Genomic DNA, 18,649 nt, shown 5'->3' with positions numbered 1-18,649 from the left:
ATGGAAACGCTGTTGGAAGTGCGCAACCTGAGCAAAACCTACCGCTACCGCACCGGGCTGTTCCGCCGCCAGCACGTCGAGGCGGTGAAGTCGGTCAGCTTTACCCTGCGCGAAGGCCAGACGCTGGCAGTGATCGGCGAGAACGGCTCCGGCAAATCCACGCTGGCGAAGATGCTCTCCGGCATGGTGGAACCGACCGCCGGCGAACTGCTGATCGACGATCATCCGCTGGAATTCGGCGATTATCGCTATCGCAGCCAGCGCATTCGCATGATTTTTCAGGATCCGAGCACCTCGCTCAACCCACGCCAGCGCATCGGCCAACTGTTGGACGCGCCGCTGCGGCTGAACACCAGTCTGGAGCCCGCCGAGCGCGAGCAGCGCATCAACCAGACGCTGCGTCAGGTCGGCATGCTGCCGGATCACGCCTACTACTATCCGCACATGCTGGCTTCCGGGCAAAAACAGCGCGTCGCGCTGGCGCGTGCGCTGATCCTGCAGCCGAAGGTGATCGTCGCCGATGAGGCGCTGGCCTCGCTGGACATGTCAATGCGCTCGCAAATCATCAACCTGATGCTGGAGCTGCAGGAAAAACACGGTATTTCCTATATCTACGTCACTCAGCACCTCGGCATGATGAAGCATATCAGCGACCAGGTGCTGGTGATGCACGAAGGGGAAATCGTCGAACGCGGCAGCACCGCCGAGGTATTGGCGGCGCCGCTGCACGAATTGACCAAGCGCCTTATCGCCAGCCACTTCGGTGAGGCGCTGACCGCCGACGCCTGGCGACGCGACGGCGGCCGTTTTTGATCCACGTTCTGGCCTGCAACAAACCCGCTGCGGCGGGTTTTTTATTGCCGTACACGCCTGCCGTTTAGCAAGAAAGCGCACATACAAATTACATTCTTGTTATATATCCTTATATTTTATTCCTTTCAGTTATTGATTAGTCCGTAACATTATTTTATCTCGCCTGGGCGATCGGTGAGGATATCCCCTACGTTGAGCCTCTCATACGACAGGATATCGCACTGATGAACAGCCTTCGCCATCGCCGCCTCACGCAGTTTCTGCTCACGCTGGCCGCCGGTTTCTCTGTTTACGGCCACGCGCTGTACTGCGATGAGCTGCGCTAAATCCGCCTTTCGCCCCGCTTGCGGGCATGTTGCCTCTTTGTCCAGCCGCCGCTGCCGCACGCAGCGGTGGTTGTTGATCATGATTAAGGATTGACCCTATGGAACGACTCCGTCGACAACATAACGCCCAGTGGTATCACGAAACCCAAAGCAGCGTGCGTGGCGATGCCCCGCTGGAGCCGCAGGCGGCTACCCTGCGCGATCGTTTTCTGCTGGGGCTGGGCGCCTTCGCCGATGAAGCGTTAAACAGCGCGCTCGGCGTCCGCGCCGGGGTATTTAACGCCTCGCTGACCGGTTACCACGCCCTGTTTCCCGACCAGGTGTCGCTGTCACGATACGTGACATTGTCACCCTACGATCGCCTCAGCACCGCGCTGACCGTCGCTCAGGTAACGGGCGTGCAGTCCCTCTGTAGCCACTACGCCGCCCGCCTCGCCCCGCTGCACAGCCCGGACGCCTCTCGGGAAAGCAATATCCGTCTCGCCCAGATCACCCAATATGCCCGCCAGCTTGCCAGCCAACCCACGCTGATTTGCCGCAAGGCGCTGCAACAGCTAGTCGACGTCGGGCTGAGCCCGGCGGATATCGTCACCTTTTCGCAAATCATCGGTTTTGTCAGCTACCAAGCGCGCGTGGTGGCGGGCATCGCGGCGTTGGCCGGCCGACCGGCGGTGGTGGTGCCCGGTTTCCCGAACGTCGAAGACGCCGATGGCGTCGCTTTCAGTGCCGAAGAGTTGAGCTGGACTGCGCGTCTGCCGACAATCGACACGGAAGCCGCCGCCGCCGAACAGCTTGACGTGCTGGATCAGAGCCACCCGCAGGCGCGCGCCGAATCTTACTATCTGCTGCTGGCGCACGATGCCGCCGCACTGCGCGAGCGCAACGGGGTGTTCAACGGCATCAATGCCGAAGGGTATGGGTTATCGAGCCGCCTGAAAGCACTGGCGACCCTGGTGGTCTCGCGCATCAACGGCAGCCGCTACTGCGCGGCTACGGTGGCGCAAGAGCTACAGGACGACGAGCTGGCCCAGGCGCTGTTCACCGGGCTGGCTCAGGGGCTGGCATTGACCAAGGATGCCGTCAAACGCGCGGTGATCCACACCGCCGCCGAGCTGACGCGCGCACCGGAGAAATTTACCCCGCAGAGCGTGCAGCCGTTGTTCAACAGCGGCCTGAATCAGGCGCAGGCGCTGGAAGTGATCCTTACCGCTGCACTCTACGCCTGGGAAAATCGCCTGCGCCAAACGTTGGGCGATGCGGAACCGACACTGCCGGCGCTGTAACCTCTCACTGAGTTAACGGTTAACTTCGCCGTTAACTCACCCTCTTCTATTTTGGCTAAAAACTTCACCAAAAGATGAACCCGTAAACTAAAAATCCGAAAAATCAAAATTTATTAGAATTATGATTCATTTTATTCTGCCACCTGCGAAAATAACGGATCGTCAAAATTATGTCTGCAAACAACGCAATAGGCAGATTGCGCCATCGCTCAATTATGTAACCATTCTCATCGCAGAAGCAGTAAAACAAGGTTTTAACCCTGCTAATTAATAGGAAAACACATTAACACCTCTAACTTTTCAACAGTGGTCGCCTTGCTATTTCGTTTCTATGATTAAGCCGATAGCGACGTTGTGATTGCCCATTTAAAATATTCACAAAAAATAAACGTTCGCCGTCAACCCCATTATTTTTTATTTTCCATCACAGCAAAAAATATTGTGAGGTAACCGTATGTCTGTGCAAGAACTTAAATCCAGCAACAGTATCGTTAACGTGATTGTCGTCATCGATACCGATGCCCTGATAGAAGCATTCGAGAATAACAACCCCAGTCAGGACTCCGGCAACCCAACAGGTATTGGCCATCAATACGCCTATATGGTCGTCACCTCCGATCAGGTGATCGGCGGCTCCGGCACGGCAGACCTGAACTTTAAAGCCAATGTCGGCGACGTCATTCGCTGGACTGGCACCTCAGAATCCGCCAATTTCGACGCCAGTGTGCTGATCTACGGGCTGCCGCAGTTCGGCAGCGGTACCCAGGTCTTTTCCAACCCGACCTTCAAAATGTACACCCGCAGTTCGATGATGCCGGCGCAAAATACCGTGTTCCCCGTCACCTTCACCAACCAAACCTATTGGTTCATACAGGCGGACATCAGCAATACCGGCACGGAAAATTATTGCATCCAATTTGGCCTTTATTATCGGCCAAACGGCGGCGATCAAAAATTACTGGGTTATTTCTATTGGGATCCGACCATTACCATCAGCAATTAACCTTATTCCGTCGGCCGTTAGACAACGAATGATTATGGCCCCGCGGGGCCATAATCATTGCGGAAACATCGGGTAAACTTAAACGTCTCTATTCATTTCGCCGACGTAGCCACTCGCTGGCGGCGTCAAAGAATTTTTGCGCCAACGGCGTGGCGCGCTCCGCCATATCGACCACTACCGCTGCATGCCGCGGCATGGCGCCGATAGCTACCGGACGGCGCTGCAACGCCGGCATCAGCGGCGATTGCAGCTGGCCGCGCGGGAACAGCCCACAGCCCAGGCCGACGAAAACCCCCTCCAGCAGTTGGAAGATCGAGGCGGTCTCCAGCCGTGTGTGCAGCGTCAACCCGGCGTCGCGGAAGTGTTGATCGAGATAGCGGCGAAAATAACGCGTCGGCTCGGCGAGGCACAGCGGCAAAGCGGCCACCGCTTCCAGCGGCATTGGCGTATCGCCCACCAGCTTCGGGAAGTGTTGCGGATGAAATACCAGCTCGACGCCGGTTTCCACCAGCGGTTGCGATTGGAAATGCAGCTCCTTTAAGGTCGACAGCTCGAAAAAGCCGATGCCGATGTCGACGGTATGCGCCGTCAGCGCCTCCAGCAGCTGATCGGCGCTCAGCACCGCCAGCCGGTAATCGAGATGCGGGTAACGCTCGCTGACCGCCTTGAGCATTTCCGATACCGAAATACTGCACTGCGGCACCACGCCAAGGCGCAGCGTGCCGTGCAAGCCGTGCTTGAGCGACTCCACCTCCAGCTTCAGCCCTTGGTAAACCGAGACGATCTCACGCGCCCACGCCAGCACCCGCTCGCCTTCGGCGGTAAAACCGCCGAAATGGTTGCCGCGGTTAATCAGCGATACGCCCAGCTCTTTTTCCAGATTTTTCAATCGCATGGATAGCGTCGGCTGGCTAACAAAGCTGGCCTCCGCCGCCCGGCCGAAGTGGCGTTCTCGTTCTAAATTACACAAATAAATCAGTTGTTTAATATCCATAGCGCGGCTCAATGATCGGCATTCGCACCAGTATACCACCGGGCGCCGTCGCCCGCCCGGCGAGTCAGAGCTTCAGCTTCACGTAATCCACCAGGCGCGAGAACACGCCGCCCTGCGGCACCGCCTGCAGCGCTACCAGCGGCAGGGTTTTCACCACCTGGCCATTGTCGCTGATGCGGATCTCGCCAACGGTCTGCCCTTTGCCAATCGGCGCTTCCAGCCGCGCGGCATTGATCACGTACTGCGCCTTCAGCTTGTCCGCTTCGTTTTTCGGCAGGCTAAGCGCCTGCTCTTGCGCGCTACCGACCGGTAACCGGTGATCCTCGCCGTACCAGACCGGCTCTTCCCCCAGGCTCTGGCCGGCGCTGAACAGGTGTACGGTGGTAAAGTCGCGCAGCCCCCAAGTCAACAGCTTACGCGCCTGCTCCTCACGCCCTTTGGCACTTTTGCCGCCCATCACCACGGCGATCAGGCGGCGATCCCCTTCGGTGGCGGAGGCGATGATGTTGAAGCCGGCCGAGGCGGTGTGCCCGGTTTTCAGCCCATCGACGTGCAGCGTCTTATCCCACAGCAGGCCATTGCGGTTCTGCTGCGTGATACCATTCCAGGTCAACGACTTCTCGCTGTACATATGGTATTCCGCCGGTTCACTCATGATGATGGCGCGCGCAATCACCGCCAGATCGCCGGCGGTGGTGAACTGCCCCGGCGCATCCAGCCCGTGTACCGTTTCGAAATGGGTGTTCTGCAGGCCCAGCTGCGCGCTCTTCTCGTTCATCAGCTTGACGAAGTTGGCCTGGCTGCCCGCCACATAATCCGCCATCGCTACGCAGGCGTCGTTACCGGAATCGATGATGATACCGCGGCTGAGATCGCGCACCGTGACCCTGTCACCTGGCTTCAGGAACATCAACGAAGATCCTTTGAACACCGGGTTGCCCTGCGCCCAGGCGTCTTTCCCCACGGTGACGACATCGTCGAGGCCAATCTTGTGCTGGTCGAGCGCGTGGTCGATCACCAACCCGGTCATGAGTTTAGTCAGGCTGGCCGGGTTGCGCCGTTCGTCGGCATTGCCACCGGCCAACACCTGGCCGGTGGTGTAATCCATCAAAACGTAAGAGGCGGCGTCTATCGCCGGCGGGGTCATGGTAGGAAAATTGGGCGTCGTTTCCACCGCCTGCGCCGCTAAAGGCAGCAATATGCCGCCGATTACCACTGATACTGAACGCTTCACGCTGTGTTCCTCAGGCCTGCAGGCTGAATAAAATTCCAATATAATCCGCGAGATAGACTGCATGAATTCACTTTCAGACGAAACCATTACTCTTTTGCAGCGGGTGTCTTTATGCAACCATTTGTTTACGGCACCGCTCGCCGGCGATAGATGCGCTCTATGCCGCCATTGCCCCATTCGATTAGACGCCAGCCCGCAGCGCCCCTAAACTTGTGACATAAATACGCAAGACGCATAAAAAAGCGTTTACTTTTTAGCTACAACCACCTGCGAAGTGTCACCATGAAATTCAAACCGTCAATCAAGCCTTATACCGGCCCGGCGGGCGGCTGGGGTTCGCTTGAAGCCACCACCCGCTTTGTCCTCGACAGTAAACAAACGCTAAAAAACATGCGCAACCTGATGCGCGTCAACAAGGCTCGCGGCTTCGACTGCCCCGGTTGCGCCTGGGGCGACGACAATCACAGCACCTTCAGCTTCTGCGAAAACGGCGCCAAAGCGGTCAGTTGGGAAGCGACGCGCAGTGCCGTGGAACCGGAGTTCTTCGCCGCCCACAGCGTCAGCACCCTGCAGCAGCAGAGCGACTATTTCCTCGAGTATCAGGGGCGCCTCACCCACCCGATGCGTTACAACGCCGAAACCGACCACTATGAACCCATCCATTGGCCGGATGCGCTGGCGCTGATCGCCAAACACATCAACGGCATGGACAACCCGAACCAGATCGAGCTGTATACCTCGGGCCGCGCCAGCAACGAAGCGTCGTATCTTTATCAGCTGTTCGGCCGCATGCTCGGCACCAGCAACTTCCCCGACTGCTCCAACATGTGTCACGAGGCGAGCGGCGTTGGGCTGAAACAGAGCATCGGCGTCGGCAAAGGCACCATCCGCATCGATGACTTCGAAAAGGCCGATGCCATCTTCGTGTTCGGTCAAAACCCCGGCACCAACCACCCGCGCATGCTGCACAGCCTGAAAAACGCCGCTCGACGCGGCGCGCGCATCGTCAGCTTCAACACCCTGCGCGAGCGCGGGCTGGAAAGGTTCGCCGATCCGCAGGATCCGGTGCAGATGCTGACGCCAAAATCCTCGCCGATCAGCTCTTCCTATTACCAACCGAATCTGGGCGGCGATATGGCGGCGGTGCGCGGCATGGTGAAAGCCCTGCTGGAAACCCACCGTCAGCGCCTGGCCGCCGGCGAGCCCGCCCTGTTCGACCTGGCGTTTATCGAACGGCACAGCGTCGGCGTAGAGGCTTACCTGGCGCAGGTAGACGCCACCGAGTGGCAGACCATTACTGCGCAGTCGGGCCTGAGCGAGGCGCAGCTGCGCCAGGCGGCGGCCACCTATCAGGGCGCCGAACGGGTGATCTGCACCTGGGCGATGGGCGTGACGCAGCATAAACACTCTATTGCGACGGTGCGTGAAATCACCAACCTGCAGCTGCTGTTCGGGCAGTTGGGCAAACCGGGCGCCGGCCTGTGCCCGGTACGCGGCCACAGCAACGTCCAGGGTAACCGCACCATGGGGATCGACGAGAAGTCGCCCAAAGCGCTGCTCGACAGCCTGGAACGCCACTTTAACTTCACCGCCAACCGCGCGCTGGGCCACAACACGGTGGAAGCGATCGAAGCGATGCTGCGCGGCGAAGTGAAAGTGCTGATCGCGCTGGGCGGCAACCTGGCCGCCGCGGCGCCGGACACCGAGCGCACCGCCCGCGCCCTGCGCAACTGCGATTTGACGGTGCATATCAGCACCAAGCTTAACCGCAGCCACCTGGTGACCGGCAAAGATGCGCTGATCCTGCCGACGCTCGGCCGCACCGAACTGGACATGCAGGCCAGCGGCTCGCAGTACATTACGGTCGAGGATTCGTTCAGCATGGTGCACGCCTCGGAAGGCATCGGCAAGCCGCTGGCGGAGACCCAACGTTCGGAGACGGCGATCGTCTGCGGCATCGCCGACGCTGTGCTGGGTACCCAACAGCTGGATTGGCTGGAATTGGCCGACGACTATTCGCTGATCCGCAATCACATCGCCGCCACCATTCCCGGCTTCGAAGATTTCAACCGGCGCTGCGACCAGCCCGGCGGTTTCTACCTCGGCAATGCCGCCGCCGAACTGCGCTTCGCCACGCCGAGCGGCAAGGCAGAGTTCAGCGCCGCCGCGCTGCCGACCACCCTGTTCCCGCAGCTGGGCAGCGAGAAAGCGCCGTTCACCCTGCAAACGCTGCGCTCACACGATCAGTACAACACCACCATCTATGGTCTGGATGACCGCTACCGCGGCGTTTACGGTCAGCGTGAAGTGTTGTTCATCCATCCTGAGGATCTGGCGGCGCTGGGCCTGCAGGATGGCGAACGGGTAGAGATAGAAACCCTGTGGAACGACGGCGTGGTGCGCAAAGTGGATGGGTTCAAGCTGGTGAGTTACGACATTCCGCGTGGCAACCTGGCGGCCTACTACCCGGAAACCAACCCGCTGGTACCGCTGGCCAGCTTCGGCGACGGTACCGGTACCCCGACCTCGAAATCGATCCCGGTAGTGATTCGCCGCAGCGAACAGCAACCTTCACTGCGCATCGCCTGAAAACGCGCGCCCGGTTCACGCCGGGCGCGCCAATATCGCCAGAATGGTCTGCAGCTCGTCCGACAGCTGATGCCGTCGCCAGACGAAATACAGGTCGCTCACCCCCTCCTCGCCCATTTCCACCACCTTCAGCCCCGGTGCCGGCAAGATCAGCGGCAGCAACGAACCGGGGACGCAGGCGACGCCACAACCGGCCTGCACGCAGGCCGCCATCGCGGCATAAGACTCCATTTCCAGCGTCATGCGCGGTTTCAGCCCGCGCGAGGCCAACCAGTGATCCACCTTCAGGCGAAACGAACATTCGCGACTGAAGGTGTAAAACTCCAGCGGTGCCAGCGTCGCGGCGTCGGGTTCCCCGGCATCGGCCGGCATCAGCAATACCAGCCGTTCATCGAATGCCTGTTGGCTGGCCAGCAGCGGATGTTCAATCGGGCCGTCGGTGATCGCCAGGTCAAGATCGCTGTCGATCAGCATGCGTTCCAGCACCAGCGAGTCGCGGCTCAGCACGTTGATGTGCAGATGAGGCTGTAAACGGCGCAGCCGGGCAATGCGCGCCGGCAAATGGCTGACCAGCGAGAAATCCAGCGCCCCGAGGTTCAGCAGCCCATGCTGATGCTCGCCGGCGAACAGCTGCTTGCTGCGCTCCGCCTGCGCCACAATGTCGCGCGCCTGCTGATAGAACAGCCGCCCTTTGGGATTGACGTACAGCCGGTTCTTGTCGCGGAAAAACAGCTCGCCGCCCAGCGACTCCTCCAGTTCGCGCAGCCGCAGCGTGACGTTGGAAGGCACGCAGTGCAGCTCGCGCGCGGCCGCGGCGATGGTTTTGTGCTCCACCACGGTGCAGAAAAACTTCAGCTGGCTCAGCTTCATCTATCATTCACTTTTAGTTAGTGTTTTAGTTAAAAACAATCACTTTAGATTAGCATCGATTTCACCTACAGTCTGCTGACACCCTGAGGAGGATCTCTGATGCCACTGAATGATCTACTGACGCTGCCCGGCGTGGCGGCCCAACCGGACGCGGTAACCGACGGTTACGTGTTCAACCACACCATGATCCGCGTGAAGGATCTGACCAAAGCGCTGGATTTCTACACCCGCGTGCTGGGCTTTACCCCGGTCTATCTGGAAACGTTCGAAGAAGCCGCGTTTACCATCTGCTACCTGACGCGCAGCCCGCGTGAACAGATCCCGCTGGACGACGACGAGCGCAAACGCTGGGCGCTGAGCCAGCCGGGCATTCTCGAGCTGACCCATAACCACGGCACCGAAAATCAGGCCGATTTCCACTACCACAACGGCAACGGCGAGCCGCGCGGCTTTGGCCACCTGTGCGTCACGGTGCCAGACGTGCGCGCCGCCTGCGAGCGGTTTGAGCGCCTCGGCGTCACCTTCCAAAAGCGCCTGCATGAAGGCCGCATGAACTACGTGGCGTTCATTCGCGATCCGGACGATTACTGGATTGAAATCCTGCAGCCAACGCCGCTGCAGGATTGATAGTCTCCCGCCCCTCACCCCGGCCTTCGCGCCGGGGTTTTCCCTCGATAGCACTCCGATTGACCATTCTTGCGCAAAATCGCGCGGCAACGCGGGGTTCCGTGACGTTAGGCTTGCTCGCAGCGGGTGATTCGCGTAAAACTGTCAGCCGCAAATCTTGCCACTCACAACCCATTCACTGGACGATATGTTTCAAGATAACCCGCTGCTGGCGCAGCTTAAACAGCAACTTCACTCTCAGACCCCGCGCGTTGAAGGCGTCGTGAAAGGGACTGAGAAAGGCTTTGGCTTTCTTGAAGTAGACGGTCAAAAAAGTTACTTCATTCCGCCGCCGTACATGAAGAAAGTCATGCACGGGGATCGCATTATCGCCACCCTTCACACCGAGAAAGAGCGCGAAATCGCCGAGCCGGAAACCCTGGTCGAGCCGTTTCTGTCGCGCTTTGTCGGCCGCGTGCAAAAGCGCGACGACCGTCTGTCCATCGTGCCCGATCATCCGTTGCTGAAAGATGCGATTCCGTGCCGCCCGGTGCGTGAATTGCCCCACAACTTCCAGGCCGGTGACTGGGCGGTGGCGGAAATGCGCCGTCATCCGCTGAAAGGCGATCGCGGCTTCAACGCCGATCTGACTCACTTTATCACTGAAGGTGAAGACCATTTCGCCCCGTGGTGGGTGACGCTCGCACGTCACAACCTGGAGAAAGAGGCGCCAGAGATGCAGGCTCTCAGCGAGCCGGCCGCTGGGCTGGTGCGTGAAGACCTGACCGCGCTCGAATTCGTCACCATCGACAGCGCCAGCACCGAAGACATGGACGATGCGCTGTATGTGACCGACAACGGTGACGGTTCGCTGCAGTTGACTATCGCCATCGCCGATCCGACCGCCTACGTCGAGCAAGGCAGCAAGCTGGACGATATCGCCCGCGTGCGCGCCTTCACTAACTACCTGCCGGGCTTCAACATCCCGATGCTGCCGCGCGATCTGTCGGACAACCTGTGCTCGCTGCGCCCTAACGAGCGCCGACAGGTGCTGGCTTGCCGCGTAACCATCGCCGCCGACGGCGCGCTGGGCGACGATATTCAGTTCTTCGCCGCCGAGATCGAATCCAAAGCCAAGCTGGTGTACGACGAAGTCTCCGACTGGCTGGAAGGCATTGCCGGCTGGCAGCCGCCGAGCGATGCCATCGCGCAACAAATCACCCTGCTGAAACGCGTTTGCGACGCGCGCAACGCCTGGCGCCATCAGCATGCGCTGGTGTTCAAAGATCGCCCGGACTACCGCTTCGTGCTGGGTGAAAAAGGCGACGTGCTGGAGATTGTTACCGAGCAGCGCCGCAGCGCCAACCGCATCGTTGAAGAGTGCATGATCGCCGCCAACGTCTGCGCCGCCATCGTGCTGCGCGATCGCCTGGGCTTCGGCGTGTACAACGTGCACACCGGTTTCGATCCTGCGCTGGTCGAGCAAGCGGTCACCGTATTGCAGGCCAACGGCGTGGAAGCCGAAGCCGACAAACTGCTGACCCTCGACGGTTTCTGCGAACTGCGCCGCCACCTGGACGCGCAGCCGACCCAGTTCCTCGACAGCCGCATCCGCCGCTTCCAGACCTTCGCGGAGATCAGCACTACGCCTGGGCCACACTTCGGTCTGGGGCTGGAGGCTTACGCCACCTGGACATCGCCGATCCGTAAATACGGCGACATGGTCAACCATCGTCTGCTGAAGGCGATCATCAACCAGCAGCCGGCAGAAAAACCGCAGGATGACGTCACGGTGCAGCTGGCGGAACGCCGCCGCCTGAACCGCATGGCGGAACGCGACGTCGGCGACTGGCTGTACGCCCGTTTCCTGCAGGACAAGGCAGGTACTGACACCCGCTTCAACGCCGAGATCATCGACGTGACCCGCGGCGGCCTGCGCGTGCGCCTGCTGGACAACGGTGCGGTCGCCTTCATCCCGGCACCGTTTATTCACGCGGTGCGCGACGAGATGCAGTGCAGCCAGGAAACCGGCACCGTGCAGATCAAGGGTGAAGTGGTTTACCGCCAGAGCGACACCTTGCAGGTCACCATCGCCGAAGTGCGCATGGAAACCCGCAGCGTGATCGCCCGTCCGGCGGCCTGAACGCCAGCCTGAAACGGCAGCAACGCAAAACGCCGACGGTGAAAACCGCCGGCGTTTTTTTTCGGCTAGCGCAGCGGCTCGCCGCCGGTTTCACGCAGCAAGGGCAGCACCGCCAATGAAGCCAGTGTCGCCAGCATCAGATAGACGGCGGGCGCCAGCAGCGAGCCGCTCAGCGCGATCGACTGGGAGGCAATGTACTGGGCGAAGCCGCCGAAGATCGCCACCCCCAGGCTGTAGACCAAGGCAAACCCCAGCGCGCGAATGCGCTGCGGGAACAGCTCCGAAATCATCAGCATGGTCGGTACCGACCCGAGCGTGGTCAACCCGACCAGCACCGCGACAATCAGCAGCAGCACCGCCGGGTGCGGCATCGCGCTCAGCCACCAAAATGCCGGCAGGGCCACAATCAGAATCGCAATCCGCGAACCACGGATCAGCGGCAAACGGCCGTAACGATCGCACCAGTGCCCGACCAGCAGACTGCCGCCGAAAGTGACGAGCCCCGCCAGCAGCATCGCGGCATAGCCGTAGGCCTGCACCATCCCCAAGTATTTCACCGCGTAGGTGCCGAGATAATACATCGAGATGTAAGTGGCGACGGTGGCGCCGATGGTCAACATCACGCCGAGCACCACCGCCCGCGAGTGCTTACGCAACTGCACAGGCGGCTCGTGAGCCCGCGACACCGATGGCCGATCGCTTTCCAACCCGAGACGTAGCCAGCAACCGAGCGGCGCCAGCGCCACGCCGATAAAGAAAGGAATCCGCCATCCCCACTCGGCCATGGCGTTCGGCTCGCCGGAAAGCACCGGCAAAGCCGCGCTGAGCGCCAGCGCGGTCACGCCGCCAACCACGGTGGCGATGCCCTGCGTCGCCAGCGACCAGCTGGAATAGAAGCCGCGCCGGTTGGGCGGCGCCGACTCCACCAGCAACGACATCGATGCCCCCACCTCGCCGCCCGCCGCCACGCCCTGGATCAGGCGCGCCGCCACCAGCGTGACGGTTCCCCAATAGCCGGCGCTGGCGTAGGTCGGCGCAAAGCCGATCATCGCCGTGCCCAGGCTCATCAAGGAAATCGTCAGGATCATCGCCGGCTTGCGGCCATGGCGATCGGCATAGGCGCCAATCAGAATGCCGCCCAGCGGCCGCATGAAGAAGCTGACGCCGAACGTGGCAAACGCCAACAGCAACGCCAGATGCGGATCGCTGGACGGCGGAAAGAACAATACGCTGATGTAAATAACGAAGAAGTTATAAATACCGAAATCGAAAAACTCCAGCGCATTGCCGAAGGAGGCGGCGAATATAACCTTTTTGCCACCGGCTCTCGGGGCCGATATTATTTCCGCCTGAGTTTCAGCCGTATTTTCACTCATCATTACCTTCCCTGTTATTATTTTCGAGTTTATTTCAAATACGCTTCCGCCAACGCTCCCCAATACTGGCTGCCGGTCGCCAGGCAGCCGTCGTTAAAGTCATATCCCGGGTTATGCACCATGCAGCTGCCTTCGCCATCGCCGTTGCCGATGATCAGGTAGCCGCCCTGCGGATGCGCATCGAGCATGAAGGCGAAATCTTCACTGCCCATCAGCGGCCGGGCGCCGTAGTGCGCGCGCGCGGCGCCGAACTGCTGTTCCGCCACGCAGTGGGCGAAACGGGTCATCGCTTCGTCGTTGACCAGCACCGGCGTGCCGTTAACGTGTTCCACCACCGCGTGCGCACCGAAGCTTGCCGCCTGTGCCTCGATCAGCGCCGGAATGCGCGCCAGCAAAGTGGCGCGCGCCTGGCGATCCAGCGAGCGCACGCTGAGCTTCATCTCCGCGCTGTCCGGGATCACGTTGGCCGCCTCACCGGCCTTGATGCTACCGACGGTGATCACCGCCGCCTCCAGCGGATCGATATTGCGCGAAACGATGCTCTGCAGCGCGACGGTGATATGCGAAGCCACCAGCACCGGATCGACCGTCAGCTGCGGGATGGCACCGTGGCCGCCGCGCCCCTGCACCCGGACGTTGAACTGATCCATCGAGGCCATAAACGGGCCGTGCTGGAAGAAGAACTCGCCGAGCGGCATCCCCGGCATGTTGTGCATGGCAAAGATGGCGTCGCAGGGGAAGCGCTCGAACAGCCCCTGTTCCACCATGCGCGCACCACCGTTCAGCATCTCTTCCGCCGGTTGGAAAATCAGGTGCAGCGTGCCGTTGAAGTTGCGCGTTTGCGCCAGGTAACGGGCGGCACCGAGCAACATGGTGGTGTGACCATCATGGCCGCAGGCGTGCATGCGGTTGGCCACGCTGCTGCTCCAGGGCTTGCCGTTGTTCTCCTCGATCGGCAAGGCGTCCATATCGGCGCGCAGTCCGAGGCGTTTAACGCCGTCACCCACCCGCAGCGTGCCCACCACGCCGGTTCCCGCCAATCCGCGGTGCACCTCATAGCCCCACGAACTCAGATAATCCGCCACCAGATCGCTGGTGCGAAACTCTTCGAAACCCAATTCAGGGTGTTGATGAATATCGTGCCGAATGGCCGTAAGCTGCGGTAAATACCCTTCGATGATTTTATTTATCATAATTAAATTCCTTTCGTAGATTTATTATTTATTTGATGAATGATTAAACCTGCGGGTGAAAATAAAGGTATAACACGGCATGGATGATTTTATTTCGGCACGCCTCGACAGATAAAATAATAATCCGCCAGACACCGTACCCAGATAAAAAACGACGATGATTCGCTGTACGCAGCGTGAAAATGCAGAATGAATAACTGCCGGGGATTGCGTGGGCGACAGCCTGCACCAACGTGGTTTCATCACGTTGTTTTTACACTAAAACCCCACCTGCTTCACATTTCTCATCCGACCTGCCGCGGTTCGGCGGCAAAACTTCTACTGTTAAAACGTCATTCCTAATAACAACGTCGATTTTTACCTCTGTACGCCAAGGAGTTGTTTCATGAAAAACATCAGGTCAGGACTTATCTGGCTGCTGGTGGCGTTGGTCGGCGCCTTCGCCTTCGCCATGCTGGCGCTCAGCCGCGGCGAACACGTCAACGCCGTCTGGCTGGTGGTCGCCGCCGTCGCCTGCTACAGCATCGCCTACCGCTTCTACAGCCGGTTCATTGCCGACAAGGTCTTTGAACTGGACGACCGCCGTCTGACCCCGGCAGAACGCCACAATGACGGCCTGGACTACGTGCCCACCAACAAATGGGTGCTGTTCGGCCACCACTTCGCCGCCATCGCCGGTGCCGGGCCGCTGGTGGGGCCGATTCTGGCCGCGCAGATGGGTTTCCTGCCGGGGACCATCTGGATCCTGGTCGGCGTCATGCTGGCCGGCGCGGTGCAGGATTTCCTGGTGCTGTTCATCTCCACGCGCCGCGACGGGCGTTCGCTAGGGGAAATGGCCAAGCAAGAACTGGGCGCATTCGCCGGGGTAATCACCATGCTTGGCGCGCTGGGGGTGATGATCATCATTCTGTCGGCGCTGGCGCTGGTGGTGGTAAAAGCCTTGGCCGACAGCCCGTGGGGGCTGTTCACCATCGCCGCCACCATCCCGATCGCCCTGTTCATGGGCATCTACATGCGCTTTATCCGGCCGGGCAAGATCGCTGAAATTTCGGTGATTGGCTTCGTGCTGATGCTGCTGGCGATCATTTACGGCGGCAACGTGGCACAAGATCCCTACTGGGGGCCGTTCTTCACGTTGCACGGCACCACCCTGACCTGGGTGCTGGTGATCTACGGCTTCGTCGCTTCGGTGCTGCCGGTGTGGCTGCTGCTGGCACCGCGCGACTACCTTTCCACCTTTATGAAAATCGGCGTCATCATCGGCCTGGCCATCGGCATCGTCTTCGCCATGCCGGAGATGAAAATGCCGGCGGTCTCGCGCTTCATCGACGGCAGCGGCCCGGTGTTCGCTGGCGCCCTGTTCCCGTTCCTGTTCATCACCATCGCCTGCGGCGCCATTTCCGGCTTCCACGCGCTGGTCTCCAGCGGCACCACGCCCAAGCTGGTGGAACGTGAAAGCCACATTCGCTTTATCGGTTACGGCGCCATGCTGATGGAGTCTTTCGTCGCCATCATGGCGTTGATCTGCGCCTCGGTGTTGGATCCGGGCGTTTACTTCGCCATGAACTCCCCGGCGGCGCTGATCGGCACCACGGTGGAAAATGCTTCGCAGGTCATCAATAGTTGGGGCTTTATCGTCACGCCGGAAACGCTGGCGCTGATAGCCAAAGAGGTAGGTGAGAACTCCATCCTGTCGCGCGCCGGCGGCGCCCCGACATTCGCCGTGGGCATGGCGCACATCATCAGCGAGGTGTTCAACAGCCGGGCGATGATGGCCTTCTGGTACCACTTCGCCATTCTGTTCGAAGCGCTGTTCATCCTGACCGCCGTCGACGCCGGCACCCGCGCCTGCCGCTTTATGGTTCAGGATCTGGTGGGCGTGGCGGTGCCGCAGCTGGCCAACAACCGTTCGTGGTTCGGCAATCTGGCGGGTACCACGGTGGCCGTGGCCGGCTGGGGCTTCTTCGTGTATCAGGGCGTGGTCGATCCGCTCGGCGGCATCAATACCCTGTGGCCGCTGTTCGGCATCGGCAACCAGATGCTGGCGTCGATGGCGCTGATCCTCGGCACCGTGGTGCTGTTCAAGATGAAAAAACAGCGTTACGCCTGGGTTACGATCCTGCCGACCGCCTGGCTGTTCGTGACTTCCATGACCGCCGGCTGGCAGAAAATCTTCCACGAGAAACCGAGCATCGGCTTCCTGGCGCAGGCGAAGAAATTCTCCACCGGCATCGAGCAAGGCACGATCATTGCGCCGGCCAAGTCGCTGAAAGACATGGAAACCATCGTGTTCAGCAACCAAATCAACGCCGCGCTGTGCGGGTTCTTTATGCTGGTGGCGGTAACCATGCTGATCGCCGCCTTCTTCGCGATCCGTCGGGCGCTGCGTGCCGAACACCCAACGGCGCATGAGGTCAGCGCCGCGCTTAGGGAAGAAACCGGCCGCAGCTAGCGTTTCGATCATCCAGCAAGGGCGCCGCGGCGCCCTTTTTACTGGCCAGGCTTTAACCCAGCAGCGTGGAGCCGAAAGCTCCCTGCCAATCCTGCTCGAACTTCTCGACCGCAGCCTGCACCGCCGGCGCGCCAAGGAACTGCTCCGCCACATCCACCGGCAGCGTGATGGCCTGGCAGCCCGCCAGCAGGCATTCCAGCGCCTGACGCGGCGTTTTGAAGCTGGCGGCCAGCACCTGCGCCGACGGCGCATGCAGGCTCAGCAACTGCTGCAGCTCGTGCACCATTTCGATACCGTCGCCGCCCTGCGCGTCTACCCGATTAACGTAAGGCGCCACATATTCCGCCCCGGCCAAGGCCGCCAGCAGCCCCTGCCCGGCGCCGTATACCGCCGTGCCCAGCGTCGGGATGGACATCGTTTTAAGCTTCTTGATCGCCGCCAGCCCTTCGGCGGTCGCCGGGATCTTGACCACCAGCCCCGGTACGCGCTGGCTGAGCAGCGCCGCCTCCGCCACCATGCGCTCGGCATCGGTCGCCATCACCTGCGCGAACAGCTTGCCGGTGCCGCCGAGGGCGTCACGCAGCGCGGGCAGCACTTCCCAGATCGGCTTGCCTTCTTTCGCCACGATGCTCGGGTTGGTGGTGACGCCGTGCAGCGGCAGAATGCGCGCCAGGCGTTTTACCGCAGTCACATCGGCGGTATCGAGATAAAGCTCCATCACGGACTCCTGTGTCATGTTGTGTGGGCGGATTCAAACTCTGATCATCATAGGGCAAAAACCCCGCCAACTTTTGATCAAAATCAATTCAACTTTCATTCGAAACATCTTTAATGGCGAAAGATTCAGCAACGCCAAACGGGTGACTCATGTACTTCAATCTGCAGCGCTACTCGACCCATGATGGCCCCGGCATCCGCAGCGTGGTCTTTCTAAAAGGGTGCCCGCTGAGCTGCCGCTGGTGTCAGAACCCGGAAAGCCGCTCGCGCCACGCAGATCTGCTGTTTGACGAGCGCCTGTGCCTGAGCGACTGTACGCTGTGCACCGAGCGCTGCCCGCAAGGTCTGTGGCGTGACGAGGGAGCATTGACGCTGCGGCGCGACGTCATCAGCGCAGACGACTACGCGGCGCTGGCCGCCGCCTGCCCGACCGGCGCGCTCAGCCTGTGCGGCAGCGCGGTCAACCCCGACGATATCATGGCCGAGGTGATGCGGGATAAGCCTTTCTACCTGCGCAGCGGCGGCGGTTTAACGCTGTCCGGCGGCGAGCCCTTTATGCAGCCGGAAGTCGCGGCGGAGCTGCTGCGGCGCGGCCGGGAAGCCGGCATCCACACCGCCGTCGAATCCTGTCTGCACGTTCCCTGGCGCTACATCGCCCCTTCGTTGCCCTGGCTGGATCTGCTGTTGGCCGATCTCAAACACACCGATGAAGCGCGTTTCAAAACCTGGACCGGCGGCTCCGCCCGCCGAGTGATGAACAATTTCCGCCGGCTGGCGGCACACGGCGTGCCAATGACCGTGCGCGTGCCGCTGATCCCCGATTTCAACGCCGATCGCCACGCTGTCCGCGCGATTGTCGACTTCGCCGCCGACGAGATCGGCGTATCGGAGATCCATTTTCTGCCATACCACACGCTGGGCATCAACAAGTATCACCTGCTCGGCGAGCCCTACTGCGCCGCCAGCACGCCGCTGGACGCGCCCGATCTGCTGGCCTTCGCCGAAGCGTACGCTGGCGCCAAAGGCCTGACCGCCATTTTGCGAGGATAA

15 protein-coding genes are annotated in these 18,649 nt (G+C 60.6%); 8 read left to right on the top strand and 7 right to left on the bottom strand.

Annotated elements, in window-relative coordinates; all coding sequences use genetic code 11:
* The gene (gene sapF / locus ACYF6X_RS07115) at positions 1-813 is read left to right on the top strand and encodes a putrescine export ABC transporter ATP-binding protein SapF (protein WP_033648455.1); all 813 of its coding nucleotides are present in this window, start codon (positions 1-3) and stop codon (positions 811-813) included.
* Between the two features lie 149 nt (positions 814-962).
* On the opposite strand, the gene ACYF6X_RS07110 is transcribed toward sapF, so the two are convergent.
* Positions 963-1,220: a hypothetical protein gene (locus tag ACYF6X_RS07110; protein WP_063990022.1), complete on the bottom strand. Its 258-nt coding sequence runs from the start codon at positions 1,218-1,220 to the stop codon at positions 963-965.
* 17 nt (positions 1,221-1,237) lie between these two features.
* Between ACYF6X_RS07110 and ACYF6X_RS07105 the strand changes: the two genes are divergently transcribed.
* Both ACYF6X_RS07105 and ACYF6X_RS07100 read left to right on the top strand, forming a co-directional pair.
* The gene (locus ACYF6X_RS07105) at positions 1,238-2,422 is read left to right on the top strand and encodes a CMD domain-containing protein (protein WP_130017385.1); all 1,185 of its coding nucleotides are present in this window, start codon (positions 1,238-1,240) and stop codon (positions 2,420-2,422) included.
* A gap of 454 nt (positions 2,423-2,876) precedes the next feature.
* A complete protein-coding gene (locus tag ACYF6X_RS07100; protein WP_130017384.1) occupies positions 2,877-3,425 on the top strand; it encodes an inclusion body family protein in 549 nt (182 codons plus the stop codon).
* Positions 3,426-3,513: 88 nt separating this feature from the next.
* On the opposite strand, the gene ACYF6X_RS07095 is transcribed toward ACYF6X_RS07100, so the two are convergent.
* A complete protein-coding gene (locus ACYF6X_RS07095; protein ID WP_107226293.1) occupies positions 3,514-4,419 on the bottom strand; it encodes a LysR family transcriptional regulator in 906 nt (301 codons plus the stop codon).
* A 64-nt stretch (positions 4,420-4,483) separates the two neighbouring features.
* Positions 4,484-5,653, bottom strand: a complete 1,170-nt coding sequence (dacD, locus tag ACYF6X_RS07090; protein ID WP_130017382.1) for a serine-type D-Ala-D-Ala carboxypeptidase DacD — start codon at positions 5,651-5,653, stop codon at positions 4,484-4,486.
* 282 nt (positions 5,654-5,935) lie between these two features.
* Here dacD and ACYF6X_RS07085 point away from each other — a divergent pair, with 282 nt between their 5' ends.
* Positions 5,936-8,242 carry an FdhF/YdeP family oxidoreductase gene (locus ACYF6X_RS07085; protein ID WP_130017381.1) on the top strand — a complete coding sequence of 769 codons (2,307 nt, stop codon included), beginning with the start codon at positions 5,936-5,938 and terminating at the stop codon, positions 8,240-8,242.
* A 15-nt stretch (positions 8,243-8,257) separates the two neighbouring features.
* On the opposite strand, the gene ACYF6X_RS07080 is transcribed toward ACYF6X_RS07085, so the two are convergent.
* A complete protein-coding gene (locus ACYF6X_RS07080; RefSeq protein ID WP_063990027.1) occupies positions 8,258-9,112 on the bottom strand; it encodes a LysR family transcriptional regulator in 855 nt (284 codons plus the stop codon).
* Between the two features lie 99 nt (positions 9,113-9,211).
* Between ACYF6X_RS07080 and gloA the strand changes: the two genes are divergently transcribed.
* Together gloA and ACYF6X_RS07070 are read left to right on the top strand one after the other, a co-directional pair.
* On the top strand, positions 9,212-9,739 hold the full coding sequence (gloA, locus tag ACYF6X_RS07075) for a lactoylglutathione lyase (RefSeq protein ID WP_063990028.1): 528 nt from the start codon (positions 9,212-9,214) through the stop codon (positions 9,737-9,739).
* Between the two features lie 187 nt (positions 9,740-9,926).
* Positions 9,927-11,861 (top strand): exoribonuclease II, encoded by a 1,935-nt coding sequence (locus ACYF6X_RS07070; RefSeq protein ID WP_460925369.1) that lies wholly within the window; start codon positions 9,927-9,929, stop codon positions 11,859-11,861.
* A 65-nt stretch (positions 11,862-11,926) separates the two neighbouring features.
* Here the strand turns inward: ACYF6X_RS07070 and ACYF6X_RS07065 are convergent, their stop codons facing one another.
* Both ACYF6X_RS07065 and ACYF6X_RS07060 read right to left on the bottom strand, forming a co-directional pair.
* Positions 11,927-13,237 (bottom strand): MFS transporter, encoded by a 1,311-nt coding sequence (locus ACYF6X_RS07065; protein ID WP_130017380.1) that lies wholly within the window; start codon positions 13,235-13,237, stop codon positions 11,927-11,929.
* A gap of 29 nt (positions 13,238-13,266) precedes the next feature.
* A complete protein-coding gene (locus ACYF6X_RS07060) occupies positions 13,267-14,430 on the bottom strand; it encodes a M20 aminoacylase family protein (protein ID WP_107226299.1) in 1,164 nt (387 codons plus the stop codon).
* A 385-nt stretch (positions 14,431-14,815) separates the two neighbouring features.
* Here ACYF6X_RS07060 and ACYF6X_RS07055 point away from each other — a divergent pair, with 385 nt between their 5' ends.
* Positions 14,816-16,882, top strand: a complete 2,067-nt coding sequence (locus ACYF6X_RS07055) for a carbon starvation CstA family protein (protein ID WP_048234130.1) — start codon at positions 14,816-14,818, stop codon at positions 16,880-16,882.
* Positions 16,883-16,934: 52 nt separating this feature from the next.
* Here the strand turns inward: ACYF6X_RS07055 and fsa are convergent, their stop codons facing one another.
* Positions 16,935-17,600: a fructose-6-phosphate aldolase gene (gene fsa, locus ACYF6X_RS07050; protein WP_063990032.1), complete on the bottom strand. Its 666-nt coding sequence runs from the start codon at positions 17,598-17,600 to the stop codon at positions 16,935-16,937.
* Positions 17,601-17,749: 149 nt separating this feature from the next.
* On the opposite strand from fsa, the gene ACYF6X_RS07045 reads away from it, so the two are divergent.
* Positions 17,750-18,649, top strand: coding sequence for a glycyl-radical enzyme activating protein (locus ACYF6X_RS07045; RefSeq protein ID WP_130017379.1), 900 nt, complete (start codon positions 17,750-17,752; stop codon positions 18,647-18,649).

This window comes from Serratia sp. ID 25-353, from assembly GCF_054792795.1.
This window is presented reverse-complemented; position numbering and strand designations above follow the sequence as displayed.

What these genes read in the sequence shown, in the direction of transcription:
- sapF (WP_033648455.1), top strand. Translation starts at nt 1, where the DNA reads ATGGAAACGCTGTTGGAAGTGCGCAACCTGAGCAAAACCTACCGCTAC.
- ACYF6X_RS07110 (WP_063990022.1), bottom strand. Translation starts at nt 1,220, where the DNA reads ATGATCAACAACCACCGCTGCGTGCGGCAGCGGCGGCTGGACAAAGAG.
- ACYF6X_RS07105 (WP_130017385.1), top strand. Translation starts at nt 1,238, where the DNA reads ATGGAACGACTCCGTCGACAACATAACGCCCAGTGGTATCACGAAACC.
- ACYF6X_RS07100 (WP_130017384.1), top strand. Translation starts at nt 2,877, where the DNA reads ATGTCTGTGCAAGAACTTAAATCCAGCAACAGTATCGTTAACGTGATT.
- ACYF6X_RS07095 (WP_107226293.1), bottom strand. Translation starts at nt 4,419, where the DNA reads ATGGATATTAAACAACTGATTTATTTGTGTAATTTAGAACGAGAACGC.
- ACYF6X_RS07085 (WP_130017381.1), top strand. Translation starts at nt 5,936, where the DNA reads ATGAAATTCAAACCGTCAATCAAGCCTTATACCGGCCCGGCGGGCGGC.
- ACYF6X_RS07080 (WP_063990027.1), bottom strand. Translation starts at nt 9,112, where the DNA reads ATGAAGCTGAGCCAGCTGAAGTTTTTCTGCACCGTGGTGGAGCACAAA.
- gloA (WP_063990028.1), top strand. Translation starts at nt 9,212, where the DNA reads ATGCCACTGAATGATCTACTGACGCTGCCCGGCGTGGCGGCCCAACCG.
- ACYF6X_RS07070 (WP_460925369.1), top strand. Translation starts at nt 9,927, where the DNA reads ATGTTTCAAGATAACCCGCTGCTGGCGCAGCTTAAACAGCAACTTCAC.
- ACYF6X_RS07065 (WP_130017380.1), bottom strand. Translation starts at nt 13,237, where the DNA reads ATGAGTGAAAATACGGCTGAAACTCAGGCGGAAATAATATCGGCCCCG.
- ACYF6X_RS07060 (WP_107226299.1), bottom strand. Translation starts at nt 14,430, where the DNA reads ATGATAAATAAAATCATCGAAGGGTATTTACCGCAGCTTACGGCCATT.
- ACYF6X_RS07055 (WP_048234130.1), top strand. Translation starts at nt 14,816, where the DNA reads ATGAAAAACATCAGGTCAGGACTTATCTGGCTGCTGGTGGCGTTGGTC.
- fsa (WP_063990032.1), bottom strand. Translation starts at nt 17,600, where the DNA reads ATGGAGCTTTATCTCGATACCGCCGATGTGACTGCGGTAAAACGCCTG.
- ACYF6X_RS07045 (WP_130017379.1), top strand. Translation starts at nt 17,750, where the DNA reads ATGTACTTCAATCTGCAGCGCTACTCGACCCATGATGGCCCCGGCATC.